Genomic DNA, 15,442 nt, shown 5'->3' on the forward strand with positions numbered 1-15,442 from the left:
CGGCCGACCCCCACGGCAAGCTGCTCTCCAACGCCGACGGCGAATTCGTCACCAGCGGCGCCGACGTCCTGAGGCGTCTCGTGGGCCAGGTCAGCAACCCGGTTCGCTGGGACCTCTGCATGCAGACGATGCTCGACCTCGGTGTCGACGGCCTCATCGAGGTCTCTCCCGCCGGCACCCTCGTCGGTCTGGCGAAACGGGCCATGAAGGGCGTGCCCACCGTCGCGCTCAAGACTCCGGATGACCTCGACGCCGCCCGCGACCTCATCCGCGAGCACGCCGCCACCTCCAACCCCACCAACTGAGAAGGCACCTCGTGAGCACGTCTGCTACTGCGCCCGCCCCCAAGGGCACCGGCACCCTCCTGTCCCCGATGCCGACCCGCCACTCGCGGATCATGGGTGTCGGGGCCTACCGACCGGCCCGGGTCGTCCCCAACGCCGAGATCGTCGACCAGATCAGCTCGAGCGACGAGTGGATCCGCGAACGGTCCGGGATCGTCAGCCGCCACTGGGCGGCGCCCGACGAGAGCGTCATCGACATGGGCGAGATCGCGGCCCGGCAGGCGATGGAGCACGCGGGGGTGACGCCCGAGCAGATCGGCTTCGTCCTCATGGCGACCGTGACCCACCCGTACCAGACGCCGGCGGCCGCACCTGAGCTCGCCGCCCGCCTCGGCTCCACCGCCCCCGCCATGGACATCTCCGCGGCGTGCGCGGGCTACTGCTACGGCGTGGCCGTCGCCAGCGACATGGTGCGCAGCGGCTCCGCCGACCACGTCCTCGTCATCGGCGTCGAGAAGCTCTCGGACTTCACCGACCCGTATGACCGGTCGACCGCGTTCATCTTCGGCGACGGCGCAGGCGCGTGCGTGATCGGCCCCTCCGACACGCCGGGCATCGGCCCGACCATCTGGGGCTCCGAGGGCACGCAGCGCGACACGATCAGCCAGACGGTGCCGTGGACCGACATCCGCAAGAACTTCCGGGGCCGGACCATGGAGGAGGCCGCGGGCGGTCCGCCGCTCGAGGAGGCCGGTGAGCCCGAGGTCGCCGAGGCGCCGCACTGGCCGTCGCTCGGCATGGCGGGGCAGGCCGTCTTCCGGTGGGCCGTCTGGGGTATGGCCCCTGTGGCCCAGAAGGCCATCGACGCCGCCGGGATCACGGCCGAGGACCTCGACGCCTTCATCCCCCACCAGGCGAACATCCGGATCATCGACGCGATGATCAAGCAGCTCAAGCTGCCGTCGGACATCCCCGTCGCACGGGACATCGTGACCACGGCCAACACCTCGGCCGCGTCGATCCCGATCGCGACGACGCGCATGCTCGCCGAGAAGGAGATCCCCAGTGGGGGCCTCGCGCTTCAGATCGGCTTCGGTGCCGGTCTCGTCTACGCTGCGCAGGTCATCGTCCTCCCCTGACGACATTCCGATCTCCCGGTGGTTCCGCGGGTAATCGGGACCGAGGTAGCACCCGCCACCCAACACAAGGAGCAGTCAGATGGCACAGTCCGAGCAGGAGATCCTCGAGGGTCTCGCCGAGATCGTCAACGAGGAGACCGGTCTCGACACCGACCAGGTCGAGCTCGACAAGTCCTTCACCGACGACCTCGACATCGACTCCCTCTCGATGATGACGATCGTGGTGAACGCCGAGGAAAAGTTCGGCGTGCGCATCCCGGACGACGAGGTCAAGAACCTCAAGACCGTCCGCGACGCCGTCGGCTTCATCGCCAGCAACCAGGGCTGACCCGCTCTCCCTGCGTCGTGCACGGCCCGTCACGGAAGGAAGCACTCCTGTGCCCTTCCGACGCACCTGGCGGGTCGTGCACGGCCGGCCCCTCCGCCCACCGCGGCACCCGCCGTCCTGACCCACCTCGCTTCACCCGTTCTTCCTAGGAGCAGATCCTCCGATGACCACGCACCGCGGACCGCGCATCGTCGTGACCGGTCTGGGCACCACCAACCCGGTGGGCGGCAACATCACCGAGACGTGGGACGCCGTCCTCGCCGGTGAGTCCGGTGCCCGCCCCCTCCCCCAGGAGTGGGTGGACACCTACGAGCTGCCGGTGACCTTCGCCGCCAACATCAAGCACGACCCGGCGGAGACCCTGTCGAAGGTCGAGATGCGCCGGCTCGACCCCTCCTCGCAGTACGCGATGATCGCGGCCCGGGAGGCATGGGCGGACGCCGGCAAGCCCGACGTCGAGCCCGAGCGGCTCGCCGTCGCGTGTGGTTCCGGGATCGGTGGCGTGTGGACGCTGCTCAACGCCTGGGACACGCTGCGGGAGAAGGGCCCGCGCCGGGTGTTCCCGCTCACCGTGCCGATGCTCATGCCCAACGGCCCGTCCGCCGCGATCTCGCTCGAGGTGGGGGCCCGCGCCGGGGCACACACGCCGGTGAGCGCCTGCTCCTCCGGCGCCGAGGCGATGGGCTACGCCGCCGAGATGATCCGAGGCGGCCGCGCTGACGTGGTCGTGGCCGGCGGCACCGAGGCCGCCATCCACCCCATGCCCATCGCCGGGTTCGCCGCGATGCAGGCCCTGTCCAAGCGCAACGACGACCCGCAGGGCGCGTCCCGGCCCTACGACGTCGACCGCGACGGCTTCGTCCTCGGTGAGGGCGCCGCGGTGCTCGTGCTCGAGACGCTGGAGCACGCGCAGGCGCGCGGCGCGAAGATCTACGCCGAGCTCGCCTCGGTCGGCATGTCGGCCGATGCCCACCACATCACCGCCCCCGAGCCCGAGGGCGCGGGCGCCTCCCGCGCGATGCTGGAGGCCCTGGAACGGGCGGGCGCCACCGTGCAGGACCTGGCGCACATCAACGCGCACGCGACCTCCACGCCGGTCGGTGACATCGCCGAGTTCAACGCCATCAAGCGGGCTCTCGGCGACCGCCTCGACGAGGTGTCGGTCACCGCGAGCAAGTCCATGACCGGTCACCTGCTCGGCGCGGCCGGCGCCCTGGAGGCTGTGCTCACCATCCTGACCGTCCAGCACCGGCAGGTCCCCGCGACGATCAACCTGGACCACCAGGACCCCGACATCCCCCTCGACGTGGTGACCGGCAAGCCGCGTGACCTGCCAGCAGGGGACGTGCTGGCCCTCAACAACTCCTTCGGGTTCGGCGGCCACAACGTCTGTCTGGCGATCCGGAGCGTCTGACGTGGCGGCTCGCGTGCCCAGCGAGGCCTCCCGGCAGGCCGCACGGTCGTCCCGCCCGGCCGCCGACCGCGACACGGACCCCCGCAACCCGCGCACGCGGCTGGAGGCCTTCTTCGACCCGGGCACCGTCGAGCTGATCACCGCCGAGGACACCAGCGGCGTGCTGGCGGCCGCCGGAACCGTGCGCGGCACGCCCGTCGTCGCCTTCGCCTCCGACGCCACGATCAAGGGCGGGGCGATGGGCGTCGACGGCTGCCACGTCATCCTCACCGCCTACGAGCGGGCGCTGGTGGACCGGGTCCCGGTCGTCGGCCTGTGGCACTCCGGTGGTGCGCGGCTACCCGAGGGCGTGGTCTCGCTGCACGCCGTCGGGCAGGTGTTCGCCATCATGACCCGCGCCTCGGGGGTCATCCCGCAGATCTCCGTGGTGATCGGCCCCGCCGCCGGCGGGGCCGCCTACGGCCCGGCCCTGACCGACATCGTGATCCTCGGCCCGGACGGACGGATCTTCGTGACCGGCCCCGACGTGGTGCGCTCGGTCACCGGGGAGAACGTCGATGCCCTGCGCCTCGGCGGCCCCGAGCCGCACGGCCGGCGCTCCGGAGTCGTCCACGTCGTCACCCAGAGCACCGAGGAGGCCTTCGAGCGCGGCCGGCTCTTCTGCGAGCTGTTCGCCGAGCAGGGCACCCTCGATGTCGACGCGGTGAACGACCGAGACCTCGCCGAGACCTTCCCGGAGTCGGCCAGGCGGGCCTACGACGTGCACCCACTCGTGGCCAACGTCCTGGACGCGGACGCCGAACGGATCGAGCTGCACCCCAAGTGGGCCCCCAACATCGTCACCACGCTGGGGCGCTTCGGCGGCCGCACCGTCGGCGTGGTCGCCAACAACCCCATGCGCCTCGGCGGCTGCCTCGACTCGGCCTCCGCCGAGAAGGCGGCCCGCTTCGTGCGGATGTGTGACGCCTTCGGGGTGCCCCTCATCGTGCTCGTCGACGTGCCCGGCTACCTGCCCGGCGTCGGCCAGGAGTGGGACGGCGTCGTGCGACGCGGCGCCAAGCTGCTGCACGCCTTCGCGGAGGCCACCATCCCGCGGGTCACCGTCATCACCCGCAAGACCTACGGCGGCGCCTACATCGCCATGAACTCCCGGTCCCTCGGCGCCACCAAGGTCTTCGCCTGGCCCCCGGCGGAGGTCGCCGTCATGGGCAACGTCGCCGCGGTGCGGATCCTGCACCGGCGGCGACTCGCGGAGGTGGACGAGGCGGACCGGACGCACGTCGAGAACGAGCTCGCCGAGGAGCACGCCAAGCTCGCCGGCGGCCTGCCGCGGGCGGTGGAGATCGGGGTCATCGACGAGATCGTCGAGCCGTCCAAGACTCGCACCGCCATCGCGCGCGCCATCGCCGAGGCCCCCCAGCGCCGAGGCCAGCACGGCAACATCCCCCTGTAGGCACAGCTGCGCCGGTCGAGCCGAGGGCCCGACCGGCGACCGGTCCGCGTGGTTGCTCGGGGCGCCTAACCGACCTTGTGCAGCCAGCGCACGAGTGCTCCCTCACCGGCATAGCGGAACGGCTCGAGTTCGTCGTCCCAGTCCCGCCCGAGCAGCGCGTCGAGCTCGGCCTGCAACACGCCCGCGTCGCCACCGGCCCGCTCGACCGCCGCGCGGAGCCGGTCCTCGTTGATGACCGCGTCCCCGTTGGCGGAGGTCCAGGTGTGGTGGATCCCCAGGCTTGGCGTGTGCGACCAGCGGGAGCCGTCCACGCCGGGGCTCGGCTCCTCGGTCACCTCGTAGCGCAGGTTGTCCCAACCGCGCATGGCACTGGCCAGACGGGCGCCGGTGCCGGCCTCGCCGGTCCACGACAGCTCCGTGCGCACGAGGCCGGGCACGAGCGGCTGGGGGATCCAGTCGAGGGCGACGCGGCCCCCGAGGACCCCCTCGAGTGCCCAGGCGATGTGAGGGCACAGCGCAGTCGGGGTGGAGTGAATGAACACCACCCCGCGAGTCGTGGCACGCGACATCGCGACAGACATCCTGGACCTCCTGTGTGCGAGGGACGTCTTCCCCAACGGCCTCGCCACGGTCCGGCATGGTGCCGAGCGCGCACACGAGCTCACCTCGTGCTGGGCACATTGTGCCCCATCCGTCCCACCGGCACCACACGGCCCGGCGGCGTGTCCGGTATGCCGCGTGCCCGGCATACCGTCTGCGTCACCCGGGCTGCGCGAGAAGGTGCCCGGGCCGCGTCCGGCTGGGGCATGCTGGCGAGCGTGAAGTTCCTCGTGCTGTGGAAGCTCGACCTGTCCCGTGTCTCGCCCGAGGTCGCCCACGCCGTGGGGCGGATGCCCGACTACGGGCGCCGGCTGCACCGCGAGGGCAAGGTGCTGGCGCGCTACCACGTCGTGGGGGCGCACGGCGGTGCCTGGATCTACGAGGTGTCCTCGCACGAGGAGCTGGAACGACTGCTCGGCCAGGCGCCGGTGTTCAACGTGTCGACGTACACGATCCACGCCCTCGCCGATATGGAGTGACGACGACGGCGCGAGGAAACGCAGCGCAGCGAGGCCCGCAGCGCCAAGGAGTCGCTCCCAGCAGGACGGAGTGACGACGACGGTGCATCAGCGTGGACTGAACGAGTCCATGAATCTGCGAATCTGCGATTGACGGAGTCGGCGATCGGGAGGACCGTGGGAGGTCTCTCCTCTCCTACGGGGCAGCCATGGTGGGTCGTGGTCCCGGCGAGCTGGGAGCCCGCCGGCAGCTGGTGGTCAGCCAACGCCTGGGACAGCGACGCCGCGAGCTCGGGCTGACGCAGCGGGAGGTCACGACCCGGGTGACCGGCTTCGACGTCCGGCTCACGGACAAGTCCCTGAGCAGCCTCGAGCACGGTTCGGGCCTCGACCTCGACAAGCTGCCCGCGCTCGCCCTGGCGCTCGAGTGCACCGTCACGTGGCTGCTCGGGCTCACCGACGACCCGACCCGCTGGGAGCCGGACCGCCCCTACCCGCCCCTGCGGTCGGTGCCGCCCCGCGACGAGCTCGCCGCAGCCCCGGCCGGCCCGGACGACACTGACCACCGGCCCACGGGGGGCGCGCACCGCCCGTGGATCCTCGGCCCCCTCGAGGGCCACCGGCTCCCCGACGCGCAGCCCTGAACGCCGTCCCGCACGAGGTGAGTCATGTCCCAGCACCCGGCCAGCGCTCCCGACCCGCACGTGTCCGGCGGCCGCTCCGGGCCGACCCGACGCACGGTGCTGCAGGGGGCGGGAGCGCTGGCCGGGGCCGCCCTGCTCGCCGCCTGCGGCGCCTCCTCCGCTCCGGGGTCGGGGAAGCACGCGGGTGGGGCTGGGCCGGTCGCGGGGTCGAGTTCCACCTCCGCGTCCGGGAGCAACGCGGTCACCCTCACCGACCAGCGCGGCAAGACGCTGCACCTCCCCCACCCCGCGCGCCGCGTGGTCACCCTGCCGATGCCCGCGGCGGCGATCCTCATCGCCGTCGACCAGGGCGTCGACCACCTCGTCGGGATGCACGACGCGTCGTGGCTCGCCATCAAGGACGGGGTCCTCGGGCAGCTGTTCCCGCAGGCGCTCGCCGTGGCGCACGACGTCGCGAACAACGACTTCGTGCCCAACGTGGAGAGCGTCCTCGCCCTCCACCCCGACCTCGTCGTGCAGTGGGCCGACGCCGGCGCCGGCATCATCACGCCGTTGGAGAACGCCGGCTTGCCGGTCCTCGGGCTCACCTACGGGACGCAGCAGGACCTGACGACGTGGATCAACCTGTTCGCCGCCATGCTGGGCAAGCCGCAGCGGGCGAGGGAGCTGAACTCGCTCACGGCACAGCGCCTGCAACTGGCGAAGCGCGTGGGCCGACACGCTCCGCGTCCGCGCCCGAGCATCCTCTACTTCAACCGCTTCCTCGACGGGCTCAAGGTCGCGGGTGCCCAGACCTACAACGACTTCTACATCCGCCTCGTCGGGGGCACGAACCCGGCCAGCGGGCCGGCGCCGGCGCCTGCTCAGGGGATGGTCGGGGTCGATACCGAGCAGGTCCTCGCGTGGGACCCCGACATCATCCTCCTGGGCAACTTCGACGCCGCCATGCCCAGCGACGTCTACGGGCAGCCGGTGTGGAAGAGCCTGAGGGCCGTGCGCACCCGGCGCGTCTACAAGGTCCCCCTCGGCGGATACCGCTGGGACCCGCCGAGCCACGAGTCACCGCTGATGTGGCAGTGGCTGTCGCAGGTGGCCTTCCCCGGCCGCAGCCCCTGGGGTGACCTGCGGCCGCAGGTCGTGCGCGACTACACGACCTTCTACGGGCGCCGCCCGACGAACGCCCAGATGGACGAGATCCTCTGGATGAAGGAAAACGCGCAGTCCGCGCACTACGACCAGTTCGGGGCCGGCCGGTCCAGTGCTGCGTGAACGGGTCTCCTCGCGAGGCGTGCGCGCCCCGCGGCGCACGCTGCCCCCGGCGCCCCGCACCTCGGTGCTCGTCACCGCGGTCCTGCTCGTCGTCGTCTGCCTGGCCGCCCTCACCGTGGGTCGGTATGCCGTCCCACTCCCCCACGTCGTGCGCATCCTCCTCGGCCAGGTCACCGGAGCCCCGGTCACGGACCAGACCGGCCACGACGTCGTCGTCCTCGTGCGGCTGCCCCGCATCCTGCTCGCGGCGCTCGTCGGTGGCGGCCTGTCCGTGGGAGGCGTCGCGCTGCAGGCGATCTTCCGCAACCCGCTGGTCAGCCCGCAGATCATCGGCGTCTCCTCGGGGGCCTCCTTCGGCGGAGCCCTGGCGCTGTTCCTCGGCCTCGGCACCGGCTTCCTCGTCGGCGGGGCCTTCGTGTTCGGGCTGCTCGCCCTCGGCATCGTCTTCCTCGTCACGGTCGGTCGCGCGGGCGCCCCCATGCTGATGATCGTGCTCGGCGGAGTCGTCACGGGCTCGTTCTTCTCCGCCCTCGTCTCGATGCTCACCTACCTCGCCAACCCCTACGACACGCTGCCGGCGATCGTCTTCTGGCTGCTCGGCAGCGTCGCGAGCGCGACCTTCGGCAAGGTGCTCGTCTGCGTCGTCCCGGTGGGGATCGGCCTGGTCGTGCTGCTGGTCCTGCGCTGGCGGATCAACGTGTTGTCCCTCGGCGACGACGACGCCCGCGCGGTCGGCGTCACGCCGGGACCGGTGCGCTGGACGGTGCTGGGCGCGGTCACCCTCATCGTGGCGGGCGCGGTGGCGGTGAGCGGGGTGATCAGCTGGGTCGGTCTCGTCGTGCCCCACCTGGCCCGAATGTGGGTCGGCCCCGACCACCGCTTCCTGGTGCCACTGTCGTTCCTGCTCGGCGCGGCCTACCTCGTGGCGATCGACACGCTCGCCCGGTCGCTCACCGCGGGCGAGATCCCGCTGGGAGTGCTCACGTCGCTGGTCGGGGCGCCGGTGTTCTTCGTCCTCCTGCGCCGGCACCGCGACCGGATCTGGGACCGGGCCTAGCATGCTGGCGCTGCACGACGTGAGTTTCGCCTACCGCCCGCCTCGGTGGGTGTTCCGGAAGGTCACCTTCACCGTGCCCCGAGGGACGGTGACAGCCGTCCTGGGCCCCAACGGTCGCGGCAAGACGACCCTAGTCCGGTGCGCCGGCGGCCTGCTCAGTCCCTCCGTCGGCGTCGTCCGCCGTGACGCACCCGCCGGGTTCGTGCCCCAGGCCCACGGCAGCACCTTCGCCTTCCCCGTCCTCGACATGGTGCTCATGGGACGCGCCCGGCACATCGGGACGTTCTCGGTGCCGGGTCGACGCGACCGCACCGCGGCGGCCGAGGCACTGGAGCGGGTCGGCATCGCCCACCTGAGCGCGCGGCCGTTCCCCGAGCTCAGCGGCGGCGAGCAGCAGCTCGTCCTCATCGCCCGCGCCGTCGCCTCCGGCAACCCGGTGATGGTGCTCGACGAGCCGGCCAGCGGCCTCGACCTGCGCAACCAGGGCCAGGTGCTCACGCTGATCCGTTCCCTGGCGTGCGACGGACGGGCCGTCCTGCTCACCACCCACCGCCCCGACCATGCGTTGCTCGTCGCCGACGACGTGGTGCTCATGCACTCCCCGGAAGACGTGCGCTGTGGTCCGGCCGCCGAGCTGCTCACCGACCGGCAGCTCAGTGAGCTGTATGCCGTGCGCATCCGGAGCGTGCCCACCGGTCCCGGCGGCACGGGGCGAGCCCTGGTCACGAACTACCAGCCGAACGTGGAGTGAACGCGCCAGATCGAGCCCGCCACCACGGCGGGCGTTTGACTTTCGGCCCCCTCAGGTGCGGTGTAACGTGGCAAGTCCGGGGTTCTCCGCGACCACCGACGCCGGGTGTCCCACCGCGCCGAACCCAGCGCCACCGCCAGATGAGGTGAGCCGGACGGCCGATGAGTTCCTCACCACCTCAACGGGCTTCGCTCAGGCTCGCTCGGTGGCGGACGCCGTTCTCTACGAGGGCTACCTGCTCTACCCCTACCGCAAGTCCTCGGACAAGAACCGGATGCGCTGGCAGTTCGGCGTGCTGGCGCCTCGCCCCTGGATCGAAGCCTCCGGACCGGTGGCGGCCGGCGTGGCTGGCTCCGCCGAGTCTTGGTTCCAGCAGACGGAGTGCCTGCTGGAGGCACCGCTGGAGGCTGAGCTGCACTGCCGCGTGCGGTTCCTGCAGGTCGAGCACAAGGTGGTGCACGCGCGCCGTCCCGATGGCAGCGAGCAGGTCGTCGACCGACTGGAGAGCGACGTCGGCCCGGAGCTCACCTTCGACGAGGGTGTCCCGCACGAGGTGGACCTGGCCGTCCCCGTCGACGCACTGCTCGCCGGGGAGCAGCGCCGGCTGGTCGACCTGCCCGCGAGCGAGGTGGCGCGCCCCCTCACCGAGGAGGGTCGCGCGCTGGGAAGCGTCCTGCGCACCCGGGCGCGGCTCACGGCATACGTGCTCGTCTCGGCAGAACGTGCCGTAGCCCCGTTCCCTTTGCTGCGATTACGGATTCGGGTCGAGAATGCGGACGGCGGTCTCGCGCCGGACGCCACACGCGAGGAGGCACTGCGGCGCAGCCTGGTCGCGACGCACGTCATCGCCGGGATCCGACCGGGCGCCTTCCTGTCCTTGGTGGACCCCCCGGCGTGGGCCAGCGCCGCCGCGGCCGAGTGCGTGAACCTGCGCACCTTCCCCGTCCTCGCCGGCCCTGCGGACGAGAGCGACCTGCTCCTGTCCTCGCCGATCATCCTGTACGACCACCCGCAGATCGCGCCCGAGAGCCCGGGCGACCTGCACGACGCCGGCGAGATCGACGAGCTGCTCTCGCTGCGGACGCTCACCCTCACCGAGGAGGAGAAGCGCGAGGCGCACGCGACCGACCCACGGGCTGCGGAGATCCTGGAGCGCGTCGACCACCTCCCGCCAGAACTCCTGCAACGCCTGCACGGCGCGGTCCGCTCGCTCCGCCGCGTGCGTCCACCGGACCCCCCACCGCAAGCCCGGGTCGCGTGGTGGGACGAGGCCGCCGAGGCCGCGGTGTCCCCGGAGAGCGACACCGTGCTCGTCGACGGAGTCGTCGTCGGCAAGGGCAGCCGGGTCCGGCTGCGACCGCGTCGGCGGGGCACCGACGCCCACGACATGTTCCTGGCCGGCCGTACGGCCGTGGTCGAGGGCGTGCTGCTCGACGTCGACGGCTCCCGGCACGTCGCCGTCACGGTCGAGGACGACCCGGGAGCCGAGCTGCACCAGTGGTACGGCCGATTCCACCACTACTCCCCGGAGGAGCTCGAGCCACTCCTTCCCTCCTCCGGTACCACCCCTGCGGAGGCGCCGTCATGAGTGCCAGTGCGAGCAGGTCGGGGGGGACGCCGACGGGGCGGGTACTGGTCGCTGGCATCGGCAACATCTTCCTCGGCGACGACGGGTTCGGTGTCGAGGTGGCCAGACGGCTCGCAGGCGCGGAGCTTCCCGAGCGAGTCGACGTCGTCGACTACGGGATCCGCGGGGTGCACCTGGCCTACGAGCTCCTGGACGGCCGGTACGACACCCTCGTCCTGGTCGACGCCGTCCCCTTCGACGGTGAGCCGGGCGCCCTCACGGTGCTGGAGGCCCGCAGCCCCGGTGGGCAGGAGCTCACCTTCGCGGACGCGGTGGAGGCGCCGGCGGTCGACGCCCACTCGATGAACCCCGAGGCGGTGCTGCGCGTGCTGCACGGCCTCGGCGGCGGCCTGGGTCGGGTGCTCGTGGTGGGGTGCCGCCCCGCGGTGATCGCCGAACGGATCGGGCTCTCCGAGGAGGTCAACGGTTCGCTGGACGCGGCCGTCCGGCTGGTGCTCGAGGTTGCCGGTGAGGAAGCCGCCCGGCTGGCGGAGACGTCCTGGGCGCCCGCGACGACGGGACGCCGCCGTGCATGAGATGGGGCTGTGCGACGCGATGGTGCAGGCCACCCTGCGCCGCGCGAACGGGCGCCGGGTGCACGGCGTCCGTGTCCGCGTCGGCGGCCACCTGGTGGACCGCGAGGTCATCGCTCAGGGCTTCCGGCTCGCCGCGAGCGGCACCGTCGCCGAGGACGCGGAGGTCGACCTGGTGCTGGATCCGATGACGCTGGAGTGCGCTTCGTGTGGGCGCCGCGCGCCGGTGAACGACCACCTGGCGATGGTCGCCTGCCCCGGCTGCGGCGGCCTGGACATCACCCTGTCCGGCATGGAGGGCGCCGTCCTCGAGTCGATCACCGTGGACGCCCCACCGGTCGTGGACCGTGGAGCCGCTCGCGCGGGAGCACCACCGACGACCGAGGGATCGGCCCCGTAGGAGAGAAGGTCGGGATGGATGCCATCGAGCTGTTGATGCACGACCACCGCATGGTCGAGCAGCTCTTTCGCGACTACTCGGCAGCCGCCACCGACCAGCAGCGACGCGGTGTCGTCGACATCGTGATCCGCGAGTTGTCCAAGCACGCCGCCCTCGAGGAGCTCATGTTCTACCCGCTCGCCAAGCAGGTGCTCCCGCAGGGCGGCGAGGAGATCCGGGAGCACCTCTCCGAGCACATGGCGGTCAAGAAGCTGCTGCTCCAGCTGGACGGCCTGGATGCTGGCGACGCGCGCACCAACCAGCTGATGCGTGAGCTGGAGCAGGACGTCAGCGAGCACGTCGAGGAGGAGGAGCAGCAGCTGATGCCGCAGCTGCGCGAATCGGTGGACGCGCAGGCCCTGGACGAGCTCGGCGCGGAACTCGACAAGGCGAAGCAGACCGCCCCCACCCGACCGCACCCGAACGCGCCGGACGAACCCCCCACCCTCGCGATGGCCGCACCGGTCGCGGCCATCTACGACCGGCTCCGAGACCGACTCCAAGGGAGGCCGCAGACATGACGACCACGACATCCCCCGACCTGCCCACGGACCAGGCCACCGCGCCCGCCGCCCGACCCAGTGCCGCCGAGCAGCGCACGGGCTTCGACGAGATGACGATCCTGTGGATCTCGGAGGGGATGAGTTGCGACGGCGACACCGTGTCGATCACCGCCGCCGACCAGCCCGCGATCGAGGACGTGGTGAACGGACTCGTGCCCGGCCTGCCGAAGGTGAACCTCGTCAACAAGGTGCTCTCCCCCAGCCTGGGTGGCGAGGACTTCCTCGCCCCCTATCGTGCCGCTGCCCGCGGCGAGGTCGACCCGTTCATCCTCGTCATCGAGGGCTCGGTCCCCAACGAGAACATCAACGGCGAGGGCTACTGGACCTCTTTCGGCAACGACCCGGAGACCGGCGAGCCGATGACGCTCAACACCTGGATCGACCTGCTCGCCCCCAAGGCGTGGGCCGTGGTGGCCGTGGGCACCTGCGCGACGTACGGCGGCATACATGCCATGGCCGGCAACCCGACCGGCTCGATGGGGCTGGCCGACTACTTGGGCTGGGACTTCAAGTCCAAGGGTGCGCTGCCGATCGTCAACATTCCCGGGTGCCCGGTCCAGCCGGACAACTTCATGGAGACGCTCACCTGGGTGCTCTACCACGCGGCCGGCTCGGCACCACCTCCACCACTGGACGAGCTGCTGCGCCCGCAATGGATCTTCGGCAAGACCGTGCACGAGGGCTGTGACCGCGCGGGCTACTACGAGCAGGGCGACTTCGCCAAGGACTACAACTCCCCCAAGTGCCAGGTGAAAGTGGGCTGTTGGGGTCCCGTGGTGAACTGCAACGTGCCCAAGCGGGGCTGGATGGCCGGCATCGGCGGCTGCCCCAACGTGGGCGGCATCTGCATCGGCTGCACCATGCCCGGCTTCCCCGACACCTTCATGCCGTTCATGGACGAGCCCACCGGTGGCAGCCTGTCGTCCACGCTGATCAGGCCCTACGGCGCCTTCATCCGGCGCATGCGCGGCATCACCAGCATGGCCGTCAACAAGGAACCGAAGTGGCGTCACAACCGACACGAGCTGACCAGCGGGTACGACCCGCACTGGCGCGCCTGACGAGAGGAACGAGGACCAGACCGACATGACGACCACTCAGGCTCGTGCGGCGGGGCGCAGGCCCGCGCAGATCGTGGACATGTCCTGGGATCCGATCACCCGGATCATCGGCAACCTGGGCATCTACACAAAGATCGACTTCGCCAACCAGGAAGTCGTCGAGTGCCACTCCACCTCCTCCCTCTTCCGCGGCTACTCCGTGTTCATGCGCGGCAAGGACCCCCGCGACGCCGGCTTCATCACCTCCCGCATCTGCGGCATCTGCGGCGACAACCACACCACCTGCTCCAACTACGCCCAGCAGATGGCCTACGGCGTCAAACCCCCGCCCCTGGCCGAACACATCACCAACCTCGGCGAAGCCGCCGAATACATGTTCGACCACACCCTCTTCCAGGACAACCTCGTCTTCGTCGACTTCTGCGAAGCCATGGTCAAAACCACCAACCCCTCGGTCCTGGCCCGCGCCGAACGCACCGAGGCCCCCCGCGGCCACCTGCACGGCCACCGCACCATCGCCGACATCATGCGCGCCTACAACCCCTTCGAGGGCGAGGTGTACAAACAGGCCCTGCGCGTCTCCCGCATCACCCGCGAGATGTTCTGCCTGATGGAAGGCCGCCACGTCCACCCCTCCACCCTCTACCCCGGCGGCGTGGGCACCCCGCCCCAGCCCACCCTGTTCACCGACTACCTCACCCGCCTGCTGCACATCATCGACTTCATCAAACAGGCCGTCGCCATGAACGACGACGTCTTCGACTTCTTCTACGCCGCCCTGCCCGGCTACGAGGAGGTCGGCCGCCGCCGCATCCTGCTCGCCTGCTGGGGCGCCTTCCAAAACCCCGACACCTGCGACTACCGCTACCAAACGATGAACACCTGGGGCAAGGACATGTTCGTCACCCCCGGCATCATCGTCGACGGCCAACTGGTCACCAACAACCTCATCGACATCAACCTCGGCCTCAGAATCCTCCTCGGCTCCTCCTACTACGACGACTGGACCACCCAAGACCCCTTCGTCACCCACGACCCCCTGGGCAACCCCGTCGACATCCGCCACCCCTGGAACCAGACCACCCTGCCCCACCCCCAAAAACGCCACTTCGACGGCAACTACTCCTGGGTCATGAGCCCCCGCTGGTACCACCCCGAAACCGGCCAGCACCTCGCCCTGGACACCGGCGGCGGCCCCCTGGCCCGCCTGTGGTCCACCGCCCTGAACGCCCTGGTCGACACCCCCTACGTCAAAGCCACCGGCCACAGCGTCCGCATCACCCTGCCCAAGGGCCCAACCCTCCCCGAAACCACCCTGGAATGGACCATCCCCAAATGGTCCAACACCCTCGAACGCGACCGCGCCCGCCCCTACTTCATCGCCTACGCCGCCGCCATGGCCCTGCAGTTCCTCGAACGCGCCCAACAACTCACCCGCGCCGGCGAGACCAAAACCTTCGAAAACTACCAAGTCCCCGACGAGGCCATCGGCTGCGGCTTCCACGAAGCCGTCCGCGGCGTCCTCTCCCACCACCTCGTCATCAAGGACAAGAAGATCGCCAACTACCACCCCTACCCCCCCACCCCCTGGAACGCCAGCCCCCGCGACCACTACGGCACCCCCGGCCCCTACGAAGACGCCGTCCAGGGCCAGCCCATCTTCGAAGAAAACGGACCCGACACCTTCAAAGGCGTCGACATCATGCGCACCGTCCGCAGCTTCGACCCCTGCCTGCCCTGCGGCGTCCACATGTACACCGGCAACGGCAGAACACTCACCGTAAAACACTCACCCACCTACGGAGCCGGCCATGACTGAGCC

17 protein-coding genes are annotated in these 15,442 nt (G+C 70.9%); 16 read left to right on the forward strand and 1 reads right to left on the reverse strand.

Annotated elements, in window-relative coordinates:
* From VFL99_RS10785 to VFL99_RS10805, 5 genes are all read left to right on the forward strand, one after another.
* Positions 1 to 305, forward strand: a 305-nt coding sequence (locus tag VFL99_RS10785) for an ACP S-malonyltransferase (RefSeq protein ID WP_414713740.1), incomplete at its 5' end; no start/stop codon positions are given.
* Positions 306 to 373: 68 nt separating this feature from the next.
* Entirely contained in the window at positions 374 to 1,423 is a 1,050-nt protein-coding gene (locus VFL99_RS10790) for a beta-ketoacyl-ACP synthase III (protein ID WP_325106371.1), read from the forward strand.
* A 79-nt stretch (positions 1,424 to 1,502) separates the two neighbouring features.
* Positions 1,503 to 1,751 carry an acyl carrier protein gene (locus VFL99_RS10795; protein ID WP_325106358.1) on the forward strand — a complete coding sequence of 83 codons (249 nt, stop codon included), beginning with the start codon at positions 1,503 to 1,505 and terminating at the stop codon, positions 1,749 to 1,751.
* Positions 1,752 to 1,914: 163 nt separating this feature from the next.
* A complete protein-coding gene (fabF, locus tag VFL99_RS10800) occupies positions 1,915 to 3,165 on the forward strand; it encodes a beta-ketoacyl-ACP synthase II (RefSeq protein ID WP_325106359.1) in 1,251 nt (416 codons plus the stop codon).
* A 13-nt stretch (positions 3,166 to 3,178) separates the two neighbouring features.
* Entirely contained in the window at positions 3,179 to 4,618 is a 1,440-nt protein-coding gene (locus tag VFL99_RS10805; protein WP_414713741.1) for an acyl-CoA carboxylase subunit beta, read from the forward strand.
* 65 nt (positions 4,619 to 4,683) lie between these two features.
* Here the strand turns inward: VFL99_RS10805 and VFL99_RS10810 are convergent, their stop codons facing one another.
* Complete coding sequence (locus VFL99_RS10810; RefSeq protein WP_325106360.1) at positions 4,684 to 5,199, reverse strand: DUF3145 domain-containing protein; 516 nt, start codon at positions 5,197 to 5,199, stop codon at positions 4,684 to 4,686.
* A gap of 87 nt (positions 5,200 to 5,286) precedes the next feature.
* Here VFL99_RS10810 and VFL99_RS10815 point away from each other — a divergent pair, with 87 nt between their 5' ends.
* The 11 genes from VFL99_RS10815 to VFL99_RS10865 all read left to right on the forward strand — a co-directional run bounded on the left by VFL99_RS10815 (position 5,287) and on the right by VFL99_RS10865 (position 15,439).
* Entirely contained in the window at positions 5,287 to 5,697 is a 411-nt protein-coding gene (locus VFL99_RS10815) for a muconolactone Delta-isomerase family protein (protein ID WP_325106361.1), read from the forward strand.
* A gap of 188 nt (positions 5,698 to 5,885) precedes the next feature.
* Positions 5,886 to 6,320 carry a helix-turn-helix domain-containing protein gene (locus VFL99_RS10820; RefSeq protein ID WP_325106362.1) on the forward strand — a complete coding sequence of 145 codons (435 nt, stop codon included), beginning with the start codon at positions 5,886 to 5,888 and terminating at the stop codon, positions 6,318 to 6,320.
* A gap of 24 nt (positions 6,321 to 6,344) precedes the next feature.
* The gene (locus VFL99_RS10825) at positions 6,345 to 7,589 is read left to right on the forward strand and encodes an ABC transporter substrate-binding protein (RefSeq protein WP_325106363.1); all 1,245 of its coding nucleotides are present in this window, start codon (positions 6,345 to 6,347) and stop codon (positions 7,587 to 7,589) included.
* 19 nt (positions 7,590 to 7,608) lie between these two features.
* The gene (locus tag VFL99_RS10830) at positions 7,609 to 8,646 is read left to right on the forward strand and encodes a FecCD family ABC transporter permease (protein WP_325106364.1); all 1,038 of its coding nucleotides are present in this window, start codon (positions 7,609 to 7,611) and stop codon (positions 8,644 to 8,646) included.
* A gap of 1 nt (position 8,647) precedes the next feature.
* Entirely contained in the window at positions 8,648 to 9,397 is a 750-nt protein-coding gene (locus VFL99_RS10835) for an ABC transporter ATP-binding protein (RefSeq protein WP_325106365.1), read from the forward strand.
* 205 nt (positions 9,398 to 9,602) lie between these two features.
* The gene (locus VFL99_RS10840; protein ID WP_325106366.1) at positions 9,603 to 10,985 is read left to right on the forward strand and encodes a hypothetical protein; all 1,383 of its coding nucleotides are present in this window, start codon (positions 9,603 to 9,605) and stop codon (positions 10,983 to 10,985) included.
* A complete protein-coding gene (locus VFL99_RS10845) occupies positions 10,982 to 11,560 on the forward strand; it encodes a hydrogenase maturation protease (RefSeq protein ID WP_325106367.1) in 579 nt (192 codons plus the stop codon). The genes VFL99_RS10840 and VFL99_RS10845 overlap by 4 nt, the downstream gene beginning before the upstream one ends.
* A gap of 1 nt (position 11,561) precedes the next feature.
* A complete protein-coding gene (locus tag VFL99_RS10850; RefSeq protein WP_325106373.1) occupies positions 11,562 to 11,957 on the forward strand; it encodes a hydrogenase/urease maturation nickel metallochaperone HypA in 396 nt (131 codons plus the stop codon).
* Positions 11,958 to 11,971: 14 nt separating this feature from the next.
* A complete protein-coding gene (locus tag VFL99_RS10855) occupies positions 11,972 to 12,517 on the forward strand; it encodes a hemerythrin domain-containing protein (protein WP_325106368.1) in 546 nt (181 codons plus the stop codon).
* Entirely contained in the window at positions 12,514 to 13,620 is a 1,107-nt protein-coding gene (locus VFL99_RS10860) for an NADH-quinone oxidoreductase subunit B family protein (protein ID WP_325106369.1), read from the forward strand. Before VFL99_RS10855 ends, VFL99_RS10860 begins: the two co-directional genes overlap by 4 nt.
* Positions 13,621 to 13,645: 25 nt before the next feature.
* Complete coding sequence (locus VFL99_RS10865) at positions 13,646 to 15,439, forward strand: nickel-dependent hydrogenase large subunit (protein ID WP_325106370.1); 1,794 nt, start codon at positions 13,646 to 13,648, stop codon at positions 15,437 to 15,439.
* Positions 15,440 to 15,442 lie beyond the last annotated feature (3 nt).

Source organism: Segeticoccus sp. (assembly GCF_035708005.1).